The organism is Methanobrevibacter millerae, from assembly GCF_001477655.1.
Classification (GTDB): Archaea; Methanobacteriota; Methanobacteria; order Methanobacteriales; family Methanobacteriaceae; genus Methanocatella; species Methanocatella millerae_A.
Map to the genome: position 1 here is coordinate 604,418 of NZ_CP011266.1, position 16,238 is coordinate 620,655.

The following is a 16,238-nucleotide window of genomic DNA, read 5'->3' on the forward strand; positions in this document are numbered from 1 at the left end:
AATAATCATAATCTTATTATATTATTAGGATAGTGCGTTTAGATTTAATTTTAATTAATATTGATTAAAACATATTCACATTTAGCTTCATTCCTCATTGGCCATCCCCAACCTGTCAAACCTGATGATACTATCATTTCCATTTTTCCAAAATGAAATTCACCATAAACTAAATGACCAGTTAATCTTTCAAAAATTGAATATGGGAATAGCTGTCCGCCATGAGTATGGCCTGAAAGTTGTAAATCAGCACCTTGTTGCGAATTTTCTTCATACTTAATAGGCTGGTGATCTAAAACAACAACATATTGGGATAAATCACTTTCATTAAGTATTTTGCCTATGTCAATTCTATTATTTTCGCCCTCCCACTGTGCATCGCTTCTACCTACCAGAACAATGTCATCATTGATTGATGTTTTTTCATCATTTAAAATTTTTATTCCATTATTAATTATTGATTTATTTAATTCTCTATCACTGAATGTTCTGTTTCCATTTTCATAGTCGATTGAGTCTGGTTGTGTATCGTGATTTCCAAAGATATAATATGTGCCATATGTTGAATTGATTTTTCCCAATTCTTTAAATATTTCATTCATGTCTTCTTTGGTTGTTCTTTCATCGACTATATCTCCACCTAAAACAACTATGTCTGGTTTTAAGTCATTTATTTTGGAAATACTTTCTTTAACTAGTTGTGGATTTTGAACAGTTCCGTAATGAATATCACTAACCCAAACAATGGAATAAGATCCGTTATTTATCTTATCTGTAGTTAAATTATATTCTGTTAATTCAATATGATTCATTCCGTAAACGCCACTAATTATTATAATTGCAAATATAACTAATGCTAAAATGCCTTTTTCATGGTACTGTGGAATGAAATTTAAATATTTGTCCTTAATTAAATATTTCCATATTATTCTTATTACGTCTGCAAGTATGGATGATAAAAATAAGTATAAAGTTAATATGGCTGCATTTGACCATATATTTAAACAGCATATAAATGCTAAAATCGGAATAATGAAATTTATGATTAATTTTTTATTTTTCGATAATTTGCTATTATTTAAAGCATATTTAACTCTAAAATGTGTGTAAAATCCAATAATAATACCCCATATAATTCCAATAAACAAATATTCTGGATAATATCCTAATGTGAAGAAATGTATGGGGTTCATAATTATGGTTATAATATTATTGGATAAAAAGATTATGTATGATTTAGTTTATATCTACACTATTTTCTTTTCAAAAAATAATGAACTGTATCTTAAGCAAGGAATTAAAACATTATAGTACTTTTAATTAGTGCTGGAAGCAATTATGAAGAACTAAAACATGATGGAAAGCTAAAAGCATTAAATACAATATTTATAGAAGACCGTATGGCTGGAAAAACTGAAAAAAACAAACATGCACATATTTGATAAAACCACATATCATAAAGAACTAATATTAAAAAATCGTAAAAATTATAGTCTAAAAGCGAGAAAATAGGAAAAAATACAATTTAATAATTTTAAAAATTGAATAAGGATAAATTTGTTAAACAAATTTTGACACATCCCCAAAAATCGTGAAATGTAATCTGATAAATATTTTTATCATGTATTAATGTTAGTTACTTAGTTTTGTAAAATTGTTTTCACCATGTAAAATTGTTCTGACTGTGTAATATTGCTTTTGTTTTAAACAAAAATTATATTTACTTTCTAATTTTATATAATGTACTATATTATTTTTAATTAATTAAAAAGAAGATTTATTATGGATGAAACTTTTCAGTTTGTTAATACATTATTGTATGAAAGTGATGAGGGTGCAGTTTCTATAAATGTGGTTATAGATAAGGATAATGAAACAATGTGAGCCACTCAAAAAACTATGGCTGAATTGTTTAATGTTTCTAAATCAACTATTAGTGAACATCTTAAACATATTTTTGAAGAAGGTGAATTAAATAAAAATTCAACTGTTCGGAAAATCCGAACAGTTCAAATTGAAGGAAATCGTGAAGTAAAAAGACAAACAACATTTTATAATTTGGACGCCATTATCTCAGTAGGTTACAGAGTCAACTCTAAAAATGCAACATATTTTAGAATTTGGGCAACTAGAGTCTTAAAAGAGTTTATGGTTAAAGGTTTTGTTTTAGATGATGAATTATTAAAAAATGGAACTCGTTTTGGTAAAGATTACTTTGATGAACTCTTGGAAAGGATTCGTGAAATCAAATCGTCCGAACGAAGAGTTTATGAAAAAGTTACAGATATTTTTGCAACATCTTTTGATTATAATCCTAATGCAGAAATTACAATTGAGTTTTTTAAGAATGTTCAATCCAAACTACATTATGTAGTTTCGGGTTTAACTCCTCCAGAAATTATAAAAAGTCGTGCAAATAGTGAAAAAGAGCATATGGGTTTAACTACATGGAAAGATGCTCCTAATGGTAAAATCATGTTAAGCGATACAAAAGTTGCAAAAAATTATTTATCTGAGGATGAAATTTCTGAACTTAATCGAATTGTAAATATGTATCTTGATTATGCGGAAAACCAAGCTTCAAGACATAAGGCAATGTCTATGAAAGACTGGGCTGAAAGATTAGATAAATTCTTAGAATTCAACGAATATCAAATTTTAAATGGTCGTGAAAAGGTTTTAAGAAAAGCTGCGGATGAGTTTGTAAAGACTGAATTTGAAAAATTTAAACCGGTACAGGATAAAAATTATAAATCTGATTATAATAAATTTGAAGAAAGAACAAGGAAATTGATGCTTGAAAAATAAGAGAATTATTTTTCATATCAATTTTCATTATAAATTTTTTCATATTTCTACAGAAATATAAAGGATTTCAGAGCCAAAAGTACTGAATATTTTGTATAGTATATGGACAACAAGATTTTTAAATGATTTTTAGAGTTTATATTCTTTATTAATGTTCTATAATTATTTTTAATTATTTTAACGTAATGTCAGTTATTGTATGGTTTAATTGATAATCTTTAATTATTATAAAAAGAGTTTTTTAAATAAAATTTTTAAAGGCCGTTTTGGTCGTTTCTAGATGAGAACTTATTTGACATATCTTTCAACAGTGTGTTCCTTGTTTGTTCTAAACTACAATTTGTATCATCTGCAGGTATCTGTGTTCTTATTATTATACAAAATGACTGTTGGGAGGAGTTATAATGAAGTCCTGTAACGAAACAGTATTGAAGCTTTTTCAAATACCCATTGACATATGAATTGAACAGCAAAATAATTTTCATTTTCATGCAGTGATGGAATAACATTTATTATTATTAAAAACTAAATTAGTATTATGAAAAAGTTTTTGAATGTTGCATTAAAATCCCAATGGAAAACAATATTATTTATTGCAGTGTTATCAATTATTCAAACAATATTTCAAGTGGAAATAATTGATCTGTTCAGCCATGCTTTGACTGGAGTTAAAAATCAGAATAGTGATTTGCTTTTCAAATCAGGATTATATATGATAATATTCACAGTCCTTTCAATGATTTCTATGTATGCAGTTTATAGTCTCTCGGTAAGGGTATCTTCAAATGCAACATTTAATATCCGTGAAAAAATCTTTCATATTTTAATGAACTTGCCTGATGAAGAACTTGGCAAATTTAAAAATACATCGCTAATTACCTGGTCAACAAGATCGATGTACATAGAACAGGGATTTATAGTGATGATACTCGAACAGTTAATGCTGATTCCATTTACTTTCATAGCAATTCTATATGAAATAGCATTGATTGATGGTACTTTTGCACTTTTCTTCTTAGCATTTCTTAGCATTCTTACCGGAATCGTATTTTGGAAAATGAAACAACTTGTAGAAATATTCTTTAAAATTAAAAAGACATATGGAAAACTAAACCTATTATTCCTATCCAAAATAACTAATATAGCCAACAATATTCCATTTAAAAAACAGAAGGCGGAAGCCGAATTTGAAAAGGCATGTGAGAATTCCTACGATATAAGCATCAAGTATATCTTAAGTCAGTATTACATCGGACCACTGTTATTATGGGGTTTATATATTCTTGTTTTGATTACATTGGCACTGGTTAATTCCGGATATTCCATTGGCTTTGAAACTGACCGTATAATTGATTCATTGATAATTCTGATTTATGTTGCATACTTCATTTCTACCCTGACGGTTATTCCGGCATTGATTGGTATATGGCCAAGTGCATATTCCAATTCAGTGATTTTAGAGGACATCTTTGATCTTGAAGATAAAATCATAAAATCTAAAAACACAAATGATAATCTGAAAAGAATAGAAATTGTTGAGGAAGACATTGTCCAAGAGGATAAAGACATATGGGTGGAAAGAAAAAACATCTTCCATAAATTCACTAGAATATTAAAAGAGGATAAAACCAAAGTAATAATATCAATGGTATTACTTATGGCATCTACATTGTGCATGGTTTATGCTCCTAAAGTTGCAGGAAAGACGGTTGATTTATTGATTTCTAATTCGAATGCATCCAACGATATTGCAATCTACACTAATATTGCCTTGCTAATTGTTTTATATTCTGTAGGCTTTCTGTTTCAATTACCTCCGAAGAAAACAATGGGGATTATTGGTGAAAAAGTATCCTATAATTTAAGAATGGAACTGTTTGATAAGATTGATGTTATAGGTTCCGAATTCATTCAAGAAAATTCAAAAGGCCATATTCTATCTAGACTAAACAATGATTTAATGGTCATCAAGGGGTTCGTCTCTTCTCGCCTTTCCGAAATCTATGCGCAAATTCTGTTAATAGCTTTTGTATTTGTGTTGATTTTAATGACGGACTGGAGATTCGGTTTGATATATCTGGTGATATTGCCGATTCATGCAATTTGCTTATACATATGTCATGTTAAATCTAAAACCAATTTTAATGGTCATCAAAAGCATTTGGGGCGAATGATGGGCTATTTTGAAAGGGGGCTCGCAAATCGTGATTCATTCCATGAAATAGGGTTTGAAAAAATCAATCAAACTGTAACTAGCTATTATGTCAAATCCAGAAACATTACTAAGGTTATGGGGCCTATTACAACATTTTTAATAAATCTGAGTAATATAACTGTTTATATTGCAGGTATTTACTTTTTAATAGCTAATGAAATACACCTGGGAACCCTATTGGCGATTATTATGTATGGGCAATTATTAACAAATCCTATTAAAAAATTAAGTACTTCGATGGATTCTATTGAAACCGCATTCTCCAGTATCAAAAGGATATTTGCGATTATTGACTATCAAAAAGAAAAATAATCGAATTTAAATTTCTTTTGATTGCTATGGTATTTCAAGGAATTGGTTAGGTTTTGTTTTCATCACCAAACAATCGGTTTGTATTAACAAATCTGATTTTTGTAATGGATTTCACAATAGTTTTTTTTTCTAAATCACAACTGTGTTTTTTCATCAGCTCGCTGTTGGAAAATATTTATATAATTATGAAGCATCAATAATCATTTAAATGAATTATATTTGACAGAAATTTACTAATTTTAAAAATTAATAAAAATAAATTTAGTGGACTCTTAAATAAAAAATCTAATTTAATGATAATGTCTTCATATTTAACATATCTCCCACATCATCATCCGGAGCCAATACAATGGCGGTCCTACTCTCAATAATTTTTATAAGCAAATCAACTCCTAAATTATTATTGTAGTCAATAATCAGCAGTTCAGGATCATGTATCAGTGCTCTTGCGATACATATCAGTTTTCTTTCATGGGTGCTTATATTATTTGAGTCATAAGATATTTTGGTCTCATACTTGTCAGGGAATTTTTCAATTAGGCTATGCAATCCAATCAATTCGCAGACTCCTATTACTTCTTCAGGGTCAAATTCATCTCCGCAAATAATATTTTCCTTAACAGTTCCATCAAACACGTAATTTTCCTCTGTTGAAACTCCAATAAGATTTTTGTTTGAATTTATATCATATTGACTTAAATCAAAATCATTCACTCTGACGCTTCCGTTTTCAGCTTCAAGAAGGCCTAAAAATATCTTAATTAAATTGTTCCTGTTGTCTCCTGTAAGAGAGACATGTTCGCCGGGCATGATTTTTAGATTGAAATCTTTTATCTCACAATATGAAATGTTTTCAAATTTGATTTCATTAATGCCGTCAACTTCCGGAAACTCTTTTTTTCTCTTTTCAGGCATATCCAAAATTTCATATATTCTATCCAAACATGCATATGAAGTTCTTATACTATTCAATGTATTTCCAATTGATATTATTGGTTTTTTCATTAGTTGATAGTATAAGACAAAGGTTGTGAATGTTCCCATATCTATGCTTCCGGTATATACCAAATATCCTCCATAAACATATAGAATCACCTGCAGAGTAATTGTTATAAATGAGTTGACCGGATACATTATCTCAGTATAAAACCGGGACTTTTTATAACTGTCCTTTTGTTTGACATTATATTCTCTGAACCTTTTTCGGGAATATTCTTCACTGTTGAATGATTCAATCATCTTACGATTTTTCAGGAAATCTCCAATGAAACCCATTATATTGCCCAAATCATTTTGATGGATTTTATAGTAGTTTCTTGTTTTTTTGTGGAATGGATATATCACAAGAGGATAAACTATAACCAGCGCAAAAAGTATTCCCGATAATTTGAAATCAATATCACTGCTCATCCAAAGGACAAATATTATTATTGTAATATCACTGAGGAAAAGAATTATCGTGTTACTTATAAATGCCTTGAGGTTGGGAACATCATTGTTGAGTCTAGACATTATGTAGCCGTCGAATTCTGACTTATCAATGTTAATATAGCTTAATTTTGCATATAGCTGATTTCTCAATTTCTGAACTACACTTTCACTTGTTTTAGCCATTATTCTATTGGTAGGTATTCTAATCAGATAGCTTGCGGCAAACAGTATCACTATAAGTATAATGTCATTGTATAAAGTTTTTGATGGAGCATCGCTTAAATCTAACGCATACCTCATTAGTGAATTTATCAATTTTCCGACAAGTTTTGGAGCATAAACTGATAAAACAACAGATATTACCATCATAATGATGGCTGCCAGTATTTGATATTTATAATCCTTAAGAAGATTAATCAGTTTGGAGGTCAGCTGCCTTGTGGAATACTTATAAACCATTAATCTCACCGCCATTTAATTCTATGACATTATCAATTTGAGGATAGCTTTTAGTGTCATTATCGATGAATATTACCGTTTTGTTATCAAGTAGGTTTAGGATATTTTTGATTATGATTTTCTTATCATCAGAATTGATGGAGGAAAATGAATTGTCAAAAACATAGATTTTTCTTTTATGGGCTATGCTTCTTGCAATGGACAGTTTCTGCTTTAGGTCACTATTCAAATTTTCTCCGTTTTCATAAACCTCAAAATCCAAATCCCTGTCAAAAAGTGAAATCCTGCAGGCTTCAGCCGCATCATCTAGATTTATGCGATCATCACCCAGCCGAATATTTTCCAACACGCTGTCCTTTAAGAAGTTGGAGTTGTCCGGAGCATAGGAAATCAATCTTCTTAAGCTTTTGGGAGATACGACTTTATTGTCTACTAGGACTTCTCCTTCAAATTCCCGGTAAAATCCCATAAGGAAATTCATCAGACTGCTTTTACCACTGCCAGCATCACCAGTAATCAATGTATGCGAACCCTTTTTAATTTCAAGAGACATGTTTGAAAGAATATGTCTTTCACCGTAAACAAGTGTTATATCATTTAATCTGATTTCTTTAAAATCATTTATTTTTTCAATTTCATTGTTTTCACTTTTTTCTAAAATTAAAACATCTTCAATACGGGTTGCACCAGTGCATGTCATATGAAAAGTGTTTGTAAATGAAATCAATCCATTCAAGCTTCTTATAAAGTAGCTTATAATCAATAGAATTAAAATTATATCTATGATTTTCAGGGAGTCCAGGCTGAAGTTGGTGATGAAATAGGATATAATAAGAATTAATATAGTGTTCATCACGGTTATAAACACAAGGAAAATGTTCAGTTTGTACTGAAAACGGTAGCCTTTATGGTATGACTCATCTGTAACGCTTTTAAATCCGTTTTCACCCAATTTTTCTTTATTGTATTGCTTAAATAAATTTATAACCATGATTTTATCACGGAATCTCCTGTTGATTTTACCTAGAATTTTCTTGACGGGGTAATAACTGATTGCTAAACTCCGTAGTTTATAAATAAAAATGTTTAAAAAAATCAGTGCGAATAATGCGAAAATTAACGACACCATTGGATCTATATCATACAAACCAATAATTATGCTGATTGTCAAAAGCAAAACGAACAATACTTTCTTAATGAATGTCATCAGTGCAGCTTGGAATGATGCAATTCCCCTTACTGTCCTTGTCATCAAACCGGAAAAAGCGATTTTGTCAAATTCATCCATGGAATCCATACTTGCATATATGTCAAAGAGCTTTTCACGGATGTCATAGCCGAAATCGGATGTGAATCTCACTGAAAGATATGAAACTATTCCTGAAGATATAACCAGCAGTATTAATGTAATAAATGTGGTCAACAATCTCATTTCAAGTAGACTTTGGAGTTCTATCGTATATTCCTTAATAACCAACATCAATATAGGCAAGTCGCTGATAATTTCAATTTGACAGTAGGTATAAATGAACATAAAGATTACAATCAATGTCAGTATTTTCCAATATTCTCTAAGCATATATTTGATTAAGATTTTCATTTCAATATTTCCTGCAGGGTAAGTATAATAAATTTTCTCATCCATTACTGAATATATTAATTTATAATTTTATTTTATATAGATTTTTTTAATTAAAATCCAATCAAAAAATCGGATTATTAGATGAACTAGTTATTATAATTAAATTGAAATTTTAACTAAATTTTCATGTCGTAATATTAAAACTTTATGGATTGTAGTGGTTTTGGTGTGATTCTATGCAAAAAAGGTGTTTTGATAGAAATTTATCAGATTCAAAAATGGGTGGATTGAAAAAATAGAGTTAACATATGGATAGTCCTTTTGTTAGTAATCTTTTTATTAAATATAAACTATAATTAATATTATGTTTGAAACAGTTTTCTATTTTCAATGGGAAGTTTGGCTGATACTATTCATGCAAAGTTCCTTTCCAGATTGGGTATTCGGATTCTTTAAACTTGTAGCAAATGTCGTTTCTAAAAATGTTCTTGCCTTTTTATTCATTTCAATCTATTTGGCATATAACAAGGAATGGGGAAAATTCACATTGCTTTCATTGGGTGTGGCCGGTGTGTGCTGTGAATTTGTCAAGGTGACTGTTGCACGTTTAAGACCATATGCTGCAGTCGATAAAATAAAGTGTATCTATCCCAATGAACCAGGCCAGGATCCTTTAAACTTTAAAATCCAGGGATATTCCTTTCCAAGCGGGCATTCTATGATGGCAACCAATTTGTTTTTGGCCATTCCAATATACGTCAGGAATATTCAATATATCGCTATTGGATTGGTTGGTGTTTTGATTGTTGCACTTTCAAGGGTTGGATTAGGTGTTCATTTTCCGACTGATACTATTGCGGGTTTCATCATTGCTTTGGTGATAATTTTAATATTATCCTGTGTTTTCGACAAGATTGAAAATAGGAAATATATCTATTTGGGTATTGTCGTACTGTCTTTGGTGGGAATCGTATTCTGTCCAGCAATAAGTTATATTAAATATGTGGCTTTGGCTTGTGGAATTTCATTGGGTTTTCTTGTTGAGGAAAAATACGTTAACTTCGAAAACCCTAAAAGCAGGAGGGATGCGATAGTCAGGTTTGCAGGAGCAATTATATTGTTTGCATTGCTTTTTGTCTTAATCCCGAAACTTGCAGGAAACACTGACTTGGTTAAATGTATCGAGTATTCTCTATTTACATTTATAATGCTTGCAATATATCCTTTAGCATTTAAAAAGATTGATAGGGATGGATAATCAACTCCCTTTAATCAATTTTACTTTTTTTGGTTTTTGCATTTTAAAAAACATATTATTCGTTGGCTTTTAGTGATTCAACCATATCCAATTTCTTGATTTTACCTGAAAACATTAAATTTACAAGTATTGACAATGAAAATGTTATTGCAGCAGATATTATGATATTTGTATTAGTTAATGAAGGTATTATATAAAATGAAGTTCCTGAAGACGTCCACATGAGGTTTGGGATATACATGCCTAAAGGTACACCTAATAGGAATCCTATGGCTGTAAATATCAGGTTTTGTGTTAACAATAATCTTCTTAATGCGCTGCTTTTAAATCCCAGAACTTTAAGTGTCGCAATTTCTCTTTCAATTTCTGTAAATGACATCAATCCTAAATTATACAAAACAATAATTGCTAAAACACAAGCGAAGAATGATAATATGTATATGAATAACCACATGTTCTGGCTTATTCCGTCCCAATCTTTTTCAATATCCTCATGTGTATTGGTTGTTTTAATGATATCATATGTTTTATTTACATGATCTGAGGTTATGATGCTAGTTGGTGTGTAATTCAAACCCAACTCTTCCAATTTATAGGGGGACATGATTAAACCCTGTGATATTGGATCTGCATGGATTCTATCAATTTTTGTATTGACCCATTTGTCTGATTCCATGATATGCCAATTAACGGTATCGCCAATGCCTACATTTAATGTATCAGACATTTTTTGTGAAATTGAAACTTCATCATTTCCGATTTCTATATGATTTTTATCCTTATCAGTTGGCGTTATTAAATCCGTGTCATTTAAAACTAGAATCGATCCCGATTTTTTTGCATTGCCAGATTCGAGTTCAATTCTTTCATCCATTATTTTATCTCCATTAACATCGCTGGCCACTTTATCAATTTGTGATATTGATGCGTTGTCATCGATTATTAATTTTGATTCATAATGATTTATTTGACTATATTCCCATTCTTTTACATCATTTAACCCATCATATAATCCAAATGCACCAATTAAAAGTGCACTACAACCCATAACTCCGATAATAGTCATGATACTTCTCAATTTATTTCATTTAGCATCCCTGTAATTCCATCGGACATTAAAGGATAATCTTTTCCAAATCCTTAATCTTTCAACAAATCCTGAAGTTGATACTTTAGGTACTTTTGGTTTAATTGCCTCTGAAGGTTTTTCATTAGAAATGCTTGAAACGGCATAATTTGAAACAGCTAGTGAAAATATGGTTATTAAAGCTATTAAAAATATAAAACTCATATTCCATGAAGGACTCCACACTGGTAGTTGATATACCGCAATCATTGATGGATAAAATAGTTTTGGTATTATCATTGGCCCTAAAATCAAACCTAAAATGGATCCCGATAAAACTAAGCAGAATCCATATGATATGTAATGGAATGTTATCGTGCTGTTTTTAAATCCATTGGCTTTTAATATGCCTATTTGTGTTCTTTGATGTGTAATTATCCTTGTCATTGTTGTCAAAAGTATTAACAGTGCAACTATGATGAATACAATTGGAAAAATATCTGCCATCATTTTGTGTTTTGCAATTTTGTCTGAAAACTGATAAACGCTTGGATGGTCGGATTGTTTAACAAATGTGCTATAGTATCCATTTAAACGATAATCTAACAATTTATAATATGTGTCTGGTGAACCCTCAAATTTAACGTTTAAAACATTTTATGGGATGTTATCATCAGGGAATGCTTTATTGGACATGTACGCAAAGCCGATTTTGTTATAATCAGGCATTACTGAATAAGATGATGAATGATAAACATATTCTGGTGAATATCCTAATCCTTTAATTTCCTTATCAATTGTATATCCTTCACTTTCAAAGCTGATGCGGTCTCCAACTTTTAATCCTTTGACATCGGCAAAGTTTTTATCAAGCCATACTCCATCACGGTCATTAATGTCTAATTCTTTGCCTTCCAATAAATAAAATTTTGATATTGTGTTGTTTTCAATTAAATGCAGTGTAATTTCGGGGTCATTTTCAAAGTTCGCTATCGAATCAACAACCAATTGCCTTTCCATTTGTGTAGTTGCACCTAAATGATTAACTTGTTCCAAAAACAATCATTCAGGTATGGTGAATAAATCCAGCCATCAGCCAAATTGGTTTCTTCATAATAGTCGTTTATGTTATCTTCAAGACCGATGTATTCGCCGCTTATGCCTGTAAAAACAAAAACTCCTAAAAATGCCATTAAAAAGATGGATAGGAATTGGGTTTTGTGTTTGAATATGTCTCTTATCATTTTTTTTCCGAGCATCTTCCCACCATTATGATTCATTAGTATTTTTTGGATTTTAATTAAAATGGTTGAAGATTTCAAAAATGTGTATATCTCAATTTTATCCAACATTATTAATGCTGATGCATCTTCCTACTTGAGTGATATCTTAAATTAGTTTTTTTTGAATTTAAATAAAAATTAAGGTTTGATTGCACGAATATCTGTATTAATGAAATATTATGGGTTTGTCAGATATTTCTTTTTAATCCGGGTTATACATGATAAATTGTACTACAAGATACATTCCCAATGCAAAACTTATTACATATCCGAATAATCCTAATAGTGGTATATCTATAAAGGCAGGACCCTTGTCTGCAAACAATGCCAGTGAAGATCCAACAATCAATGCCGCAATGATGATTGCTGTTGTCAGTTGTTTTGATATTTCATTTATTCCTTCTAATTTTAATTTTAAGGTGATTTCGCCACCTTCTAATTTTGACAATGTGCTATTTACTGTTGTAGGCAGTCCTTTTGTCAAATGTCCAAGTTCTAAAAGATGGTTATATCCTACTTTTACCAATCTGCTTGGTGATAATTTATGGGTAACTATTTTTTTAGATAATCTTTTCAGTTCTTTTGCGGTATCAAATTCTGGATTTAATTTTTTACCGCTTTCTTCTACTAATGCCAGCCCCCTTCCAATCATTACAAATTCTCTTGGCATTGATATATTATGTTTTATCATTGTATTAAGCAAGTCTTCTATGCTTCCATTAATATTTTTCAACTTATTTCCATAATATTTTTTCATTAAATCATCAATATCCTCTTTAAGCTCAGGAGTATTCTGAGTGGGTGCAATTATATCCATGTATATTAATTGATTGATGATGTTATCCGCATTACCGTTTACTAAAAGCATAATCAATTCTGCAAGGTTTTCTTTAAATCCTTCGCTCAATATTCCCATCATTCCCATATCTATATAACAGATTGTATTATTGTCCTTGATAATTATATTTGCAGGATGGGGGTCTGCATGGAAGAATCCATCAATCATGATCTGTTTGAAAAATGAATTTGTTCCTCTTTTGGCAATTAATTTTTTATCGTATTTTCCACTTTCATCTTCGATTACTTTACTTAAATCATCTCCTTCAATCAATTCCATGTTGATGACCTTTCCGGAACAGTAATCGTTATAAACTTCTGGAATATAAACGTAAGGGATGCTTTTAAAATTTGATTGCATAATTTCTATATTTCTAACTTCTTCAAGATAATTTATTTCTTTCAATATAGACTTTTCAAATTCGCTAACGATTGCAGGCAAATTGTAAATTTTTGTTTTATTGATATATTTGTCAATTCTTAAAGCCAAAAATTTCATTATCCTAAGGTCTGTTTTAATAATCTCATCACTATTTGGCTTTTGAACTTTAACTGCAACTTTTTTTTCGTTATTTTTTAAAGTAGCCGTATATACCTGTGCAATGGATGCAGAACCTATTGGTACTTCATCAAAATCAGTATAAATATTTTCTAAATCCTGTCCCAATTCAGATTCAATGACTTTCCTGATTTCTTCAAAATCGGTTACTGGTGTATTGTCTCTTAATTTCTGAAGTTCTTCAGATATTTCAATACCCACTAAATCAGGTCTTGTAGATAGCATCTGACCTAATTTGATGTATGCCGGACCTAAATCCTCAAACACCCTCCTTATTCTTACAGGAACAGTATTATCAACGAATGGCATTTCTTCATTTATTTTACGGTTTCTTAGAAAAGGAAATGTTTTAAAAAAAGTATTTTCTTCAATCAAGTATCCGAAATCGTTCTTTTTTAAAACTTTATAAATTTGATTTATTCGCTGAATATCAGAATTGGTCGATTTATTAATAATTTTCATCATGATAATTTTTGCATGAACTAGTATTTAGAATTTTTCTAAAATTCTTGCATACACCACTTTTAGCTCATCATCAGATTTTTCATAAATTCTTTTTAAAATCAATTCAGGTGTACTTTTTGCAAGGAAATTCATTTTTGGTGTTCTGTCAACGATTAGATTATAGTTTTCATCCAAACCTTTTGCTTCTATTCCATCAACTCTAACATCAGTATAATTCATCAGTTCCCTTGCCATATGGGTTACTATTATTCCATATGAGTGTGATTCCTTAATCATGTCTATGAATGTTGATATGATTTTAACTGCAGCTTCAAGCTCGGTTATGCCTTCAAGCTCGTCAAGCAATACCAGTTTTTCGCTGTTGGTTGTTACAATTGGAATGAACACGTTCAGGAATGATTCGAATGCTCCAGCATCAAGTGACCGTTTTTTGGAAAAGTGATAAATCTCATCAAACAGCTTGATTTCACAATATTTTGCACTTACTGGAAGTCCCATCTGTGCCATTATTGAAATCTGCGTCAATGTTTCAAGAAGTGTTGTTTTACCTCCGCTGTTTGCTCCGGTCAGTAATGCGATATTTTCATTTTTTGTCAGTTCATAGTCAATCTTTTGGATGTTTTCATCATCCTTTTTAAGGGATAAGTCTAAATGGAGTGCTCCTTTTAATTTTATTCCATCACCAAATTCTGGTTCTGTTAATTCATATTCGTAGGCAAAACTTCCCAGGCTGAATTCATAGTCGAATTTTATTGCATCCTGGACTTCTTCAATTGCCTTTTGCTTTATTGAATTGAGCTGTATTGCAGCACTTTTCTTAATGTCGAAAATGTCATTTTCCTTTTTGGATGAGCGTTCCAGTTTCACCCTTTCAATTTCCTGTTCGTCTATTTCAATAGGATACTTTCGGAGGTACGGATCAAAGTCCATCCCAGTTTTTTCCTTGATTATTGCCTTCCGTTTATTTATAATTTCGTCAAATATTTTACTTATCTTTGGAGGAAAATTATTGTTTAATAGGTTGAGAATTTCATCTCCTTCAAGGTCAACATTTTTCATTGACTTTTCAAGTTCCTCATCCATCTCATATTTCAGTGAGTTGACAAGTTCGTCAATATCAACTTCTTTTTTGTCGACTATGTTCAATTCGTCTATAATTGGAATTATGTCGCCTAAAACGCTTTCCTTATTTCTTATTTTTTGGATTTCATGAACTCTTTGGAAGGTATCCTGGTTTTGGATAAAAAAGTTAATTATTTTTTCAGGAACGATTTCATAGTCATTTTCATCAATGTTAATCATTACAAGATTTGGCATTCCTTCAAAATCAAGAATTCCCTGTGAATAAACATAAAATATTAAATCATAATTCATCAATTCTTCCTGGAGCAGTGGAGAATCGCTTGCAGTAAGGATTGGGTAGTATTGGTTCAGGCCTAAATCACATAAATATGAATTGTCCTCTTCGCTTTCAACTAAAATTACTTTGCTCGCATCATATTCTGCTTTTGCGTCTTCAAGCTCTTTTAAGTTTTTCATCAGGCCTCTCAATTTGATGATGGGCATTTGGGATACTTCTTTTTTGGCATCCATTACAAACTTAACCTGCTTTTTAATCTTATTCAGGTCTTTTGAAGGTGACAACAATAATATTCTGTTTTTGGAGTATGAAGTATTGGAATAGGCTAATATCTTGTTAATTATGTCTTCATATATTTCCAGTGCCCTGTCGCTTTTCATGAATTCATAATTGTCATTATTCAATAATTGATTCATAATTTGAATAGCTTTTCTTTGGCTGATGCCGTCAATATTAATGATTCTTTCCACATCAACATCATCAATTATTTTTTGGAGTTCTTCTTCCCCTCCAACGCTTTTTATTATTTTTTCAGAGATCTTATCTCCGATACCTTTTATTTCTTGCAATGTATGTAAGTCTCCTTCCATTTTAACCAAACCC

Annotated in this window: 13 protein-coding genes; 3 read left to right on the plus strand and 10 right to left on the minus strand. The window is 30.6% G+C overall.

Annotation, left to right across the window (positions count from 1 at the left end):
- Window positions 1–50: 50 nt before the first annotated feature.
- Entirely contained in the window at window positions 51–1,193 is a 1,143-nt protein-coding gene (locus SM9_RS02430) for a metallophosphoesterase (RefSeq protein WP_083495813.1), read from the minus strand.
- A 706-nt stretch (window positions 1,194–1,899) separates the two neighbouring features.
- On the opposite strand from SM9_RS02430, the gene SM9_RS02435 reads away from it, so the two are divergent.
- The gene (locus SM9_RS02435; protein WP_157064646.1) at window positions 1,900–2,808 is read left to right on the plus strand and encodes a virulence RhuM family protein; all 909 of its coding nucleotides are present in this window, start codon (window positions 1,900–1,902) and stop codon (window positions 2,806–2,808) included.
- A 254-nt stretch (window positions 2,809–3,062) separates the two neighbouring features.
- On the opposite strand, the gene SM9_RS11895 is transcribed toward SM9_RS02435, so the two are convergent.
- The gene (locus SM9_RS11895) at window positions 3,063–3,299 is read right to left on the minus strand and encodes a hypothetical protein (protein WP_157064647.1); all 237 of its coding nucleotides are present in this window, start codon (window positions 3,297–3,299) and stop codon (window positions 3,063–3,065) included.
- A gap of 47 nt (window positions 3,300–3,346) precedes the next feature.
- Here SM9_RS11895 and SM9_RS02440 point away from each other — a divergent pair, with 47 nt between their 5' ends.
- Window positions 3,347–5,335, plus strand: coding sequence for an ABC transporter transmembrane domain-containing protein (locus SM9_RS02440; protein ID WP_058738621.1), 1,989 nt, complete (start codon window positions 3,347–3,349; stop codon window positions 5,333–5,335).
- 285 nt (window positions 5,336–5,620) lie between these two features.
- On the opposite strand, the gene SM9_RS02445 is transcribed toward SM9_RS02440, so the two are convergent.
- Both SM9_RS02445 and SM9_RS02450 read right to left on the minus strand, forming a co-directional pair.
- On the minus strand, window positions 5,621–7,225 hold the full coding sequence (locus SM9_RS02445; RefSeq protein ID WP_058738622.1) for an ABC transporter ATP-binding protein: 1,605 nt from the start codon (window positions 7,223–7,225) through the stop codon (window positions 5,621–5,623).
- Complete coding sequence (locus SM9_RS02450; RefSeq protein WP_058738623.1) at window positions 7,215–8,870, minus strand: ATP-binding cassette domain-containing protein; 1,656 nt, start codon at window positions 8,868–8,870, stop codon at window positions 7,215–7,217. Before SM9_RS02450 ends, SM9_RS02445 begins: the two co-directional genes overlap by 11 nt.
- A 301-nt stretch (window positions 8,871–9,171) precedes the next feature.
- Between SM9_RS02450 and SM9_RS02455 the strand changes: the two genes are divergently transcribed.
- Window positions 9,172–10,065: a phosphatase PAP2 family protein gene (locus SM9_RS02455; RefSeq protein WP_083495815.1), complete on the plus strand. Its 894-nt coding sequence runs from the start codon at window positions 9,172–9,174 to the stop codon at window positions 10,063–10,065.
- Between the two features lie 55 nt (window positions 10,066–10,120).
- Here SM9_RS02455 and SM9_RS12300 read toward each other — a convergent pair whose 3' ends face one another.
- The 6 genes from SM9_RS12300 to SM9_RS02470 form a co-directional block, all read right to left on the minus strand.
- Entirely contained in the window at window positions 10,121–11,131 is a 1,011-nt protein-coding gene (locus SM9_RS12300) for an ABC transporter permease (protein ID WP_232299158.1), read from the minus strand.
- An 18-nt stretch (window positions 11,132–11,149) separates the two neighbouring features.
- Window positions 11,150–11,740, minus strand: coding sequence for an ABC transporter permease (locus SM9_RS12305; protein WP_232299159.1), 591 nt, complete (start codon window positions 11,738–11,740; stop codon window positions 11,150–11,152).
- A 48-nt stretch (window positions 11,741–11,788) separates the two neighbouring features.
- The gene (locus tag SM9_RS12310) at window positions 11,789–12,151 is read right to left on the minus strand and encodes a hypothetical protein (protein WP_232299160.1); all 363 of its coding nucleotides are present in this window, start codon (window positions 12,149–12,151) and stop codon (window positions 11,789–11,791) included.
- Window positions 12,152–12,165: 14 nt separating this feature from the next.
- Entirely contained in the window at window positions 12,166–12,390 is a 225-nt protein-coding gene (locus tag SM9_RS12315) for a hypothetical protein (RefSeq protein ID WP_232299161.1), read from the minus strand.
- Between the two features lie 226 nt (window positions 12,391–12,616).
- The gene (locus SM9_RS02465) at window positions 12,617–14,272 is read right to left on the minus strand and encodes an ABC1 kinase family protein (protein ID WP_058738625.1); all 1,656 of its coding nucleotides are present in this window, start codon (window positions 14,270–14,272) and stop codon (window positions 12,617–12,619) included.
- 27 nt (window positions 14,273–14,299) lie between these two features.
- On the minus strand, window positions 14,300–16,225 hold the full coding sequence (locus SM9_RS02470; RefSeq protein ID WP_058738626.1) for a MutS-related protein: 1,926 nt from the start codon (window positions 16,223–16,225) through the stop codon (window positions 14,300–14,302).
- Window positions 16,226–16,238 lie beyond the last annotated feature (13 nt).

Excerpts from the sequence above, each read along its gene's own strand:
- SM9_RS02430 (WP_083495813.1), bottom strand. The coding sequence starts at position 1,193 with ATGAACCCCATACATTTCTTCACATTAGGATATTATCCAGAATATTTG.
- SM9_RS02435 (WP_157064646.1), top strand. The coding sequence starts at position 1,900 with ATGGCTGAATTGTTTAATGTTTCTAAATCAACTATTAGTGAACATCTT.
- SM9_RS11895 (WP_157064647.1), bottom strand. The coding sequence starts at position 3,299 with ATGAAAATGAAAATTATTTTGCTGTTCAATTCATATGTCAATGGGTAT.
- SM9_RS02440 (WP_058738621.1), top strand. The coding sequence starts at position 3,347 with ATGAAAAAGTTTTTGAATGTTGCATTAAAATCCCAATGGAAAACAATA.
- SM9_RS02445 (WP_058738622.1), bottom strand. The coding sequence starts at position 7,225 with ATGGTTTATAAGTATTCCACAAGGCAGCTGACCTCCAAACTGATTAAT.
- SM9_RS02450 (WP_058738623.1), bottom strand. The coding sequence starts at position 8,870 with ATGGATGAGAAAATTTATTATACTTACCCTGCAGGAAATATTGAAATG.
- SM9_RS02455 (WP_083495815.1), top strand. The coding sequence starts at position 9,172 with ATGTTTGAAACAGTTTTCTATTTTCAATGGGAAGTTTGGCTGATACTA.
- SM9_RS12300 (WP_232299158.1), bottom strand. The coding sequence starts at position 11,131 with ATGACTATTATCGGAGTTATGGGTTGTAGTGCACTTTTAATTGGTGCA.
- SM9_RS12310 (WP_232299160.1), bottom strand. The coding sequence starts at position 12,151 with ATGGAAAGGCAATTGGTTGTTGATTCGATAGCGAACTTTGAAAATGAC.
- SM9_RS12315 (WP_232299161.1), bottom strand. The coding sequence starts at position 12,390 with ATGCTCGGAAAAAAAATGATAAGAGACATATTCAAACACAAAACCCAA.
- SM9_RS02465 (WP_058738625.1), bottom strand. The coding sequence starts at position 14,272 with ATGAAAATTATTAATAAATCGACCAATTCTGATATTCAGCGAATAAAT.
- SM9_RS02470 (WP_058738626.1), bottom strand. The coding sequence starts at position 16,225 with ATGGAAGGAGACTTACATACATTGCAAGAAATAAAAGGTATCGGAGAT.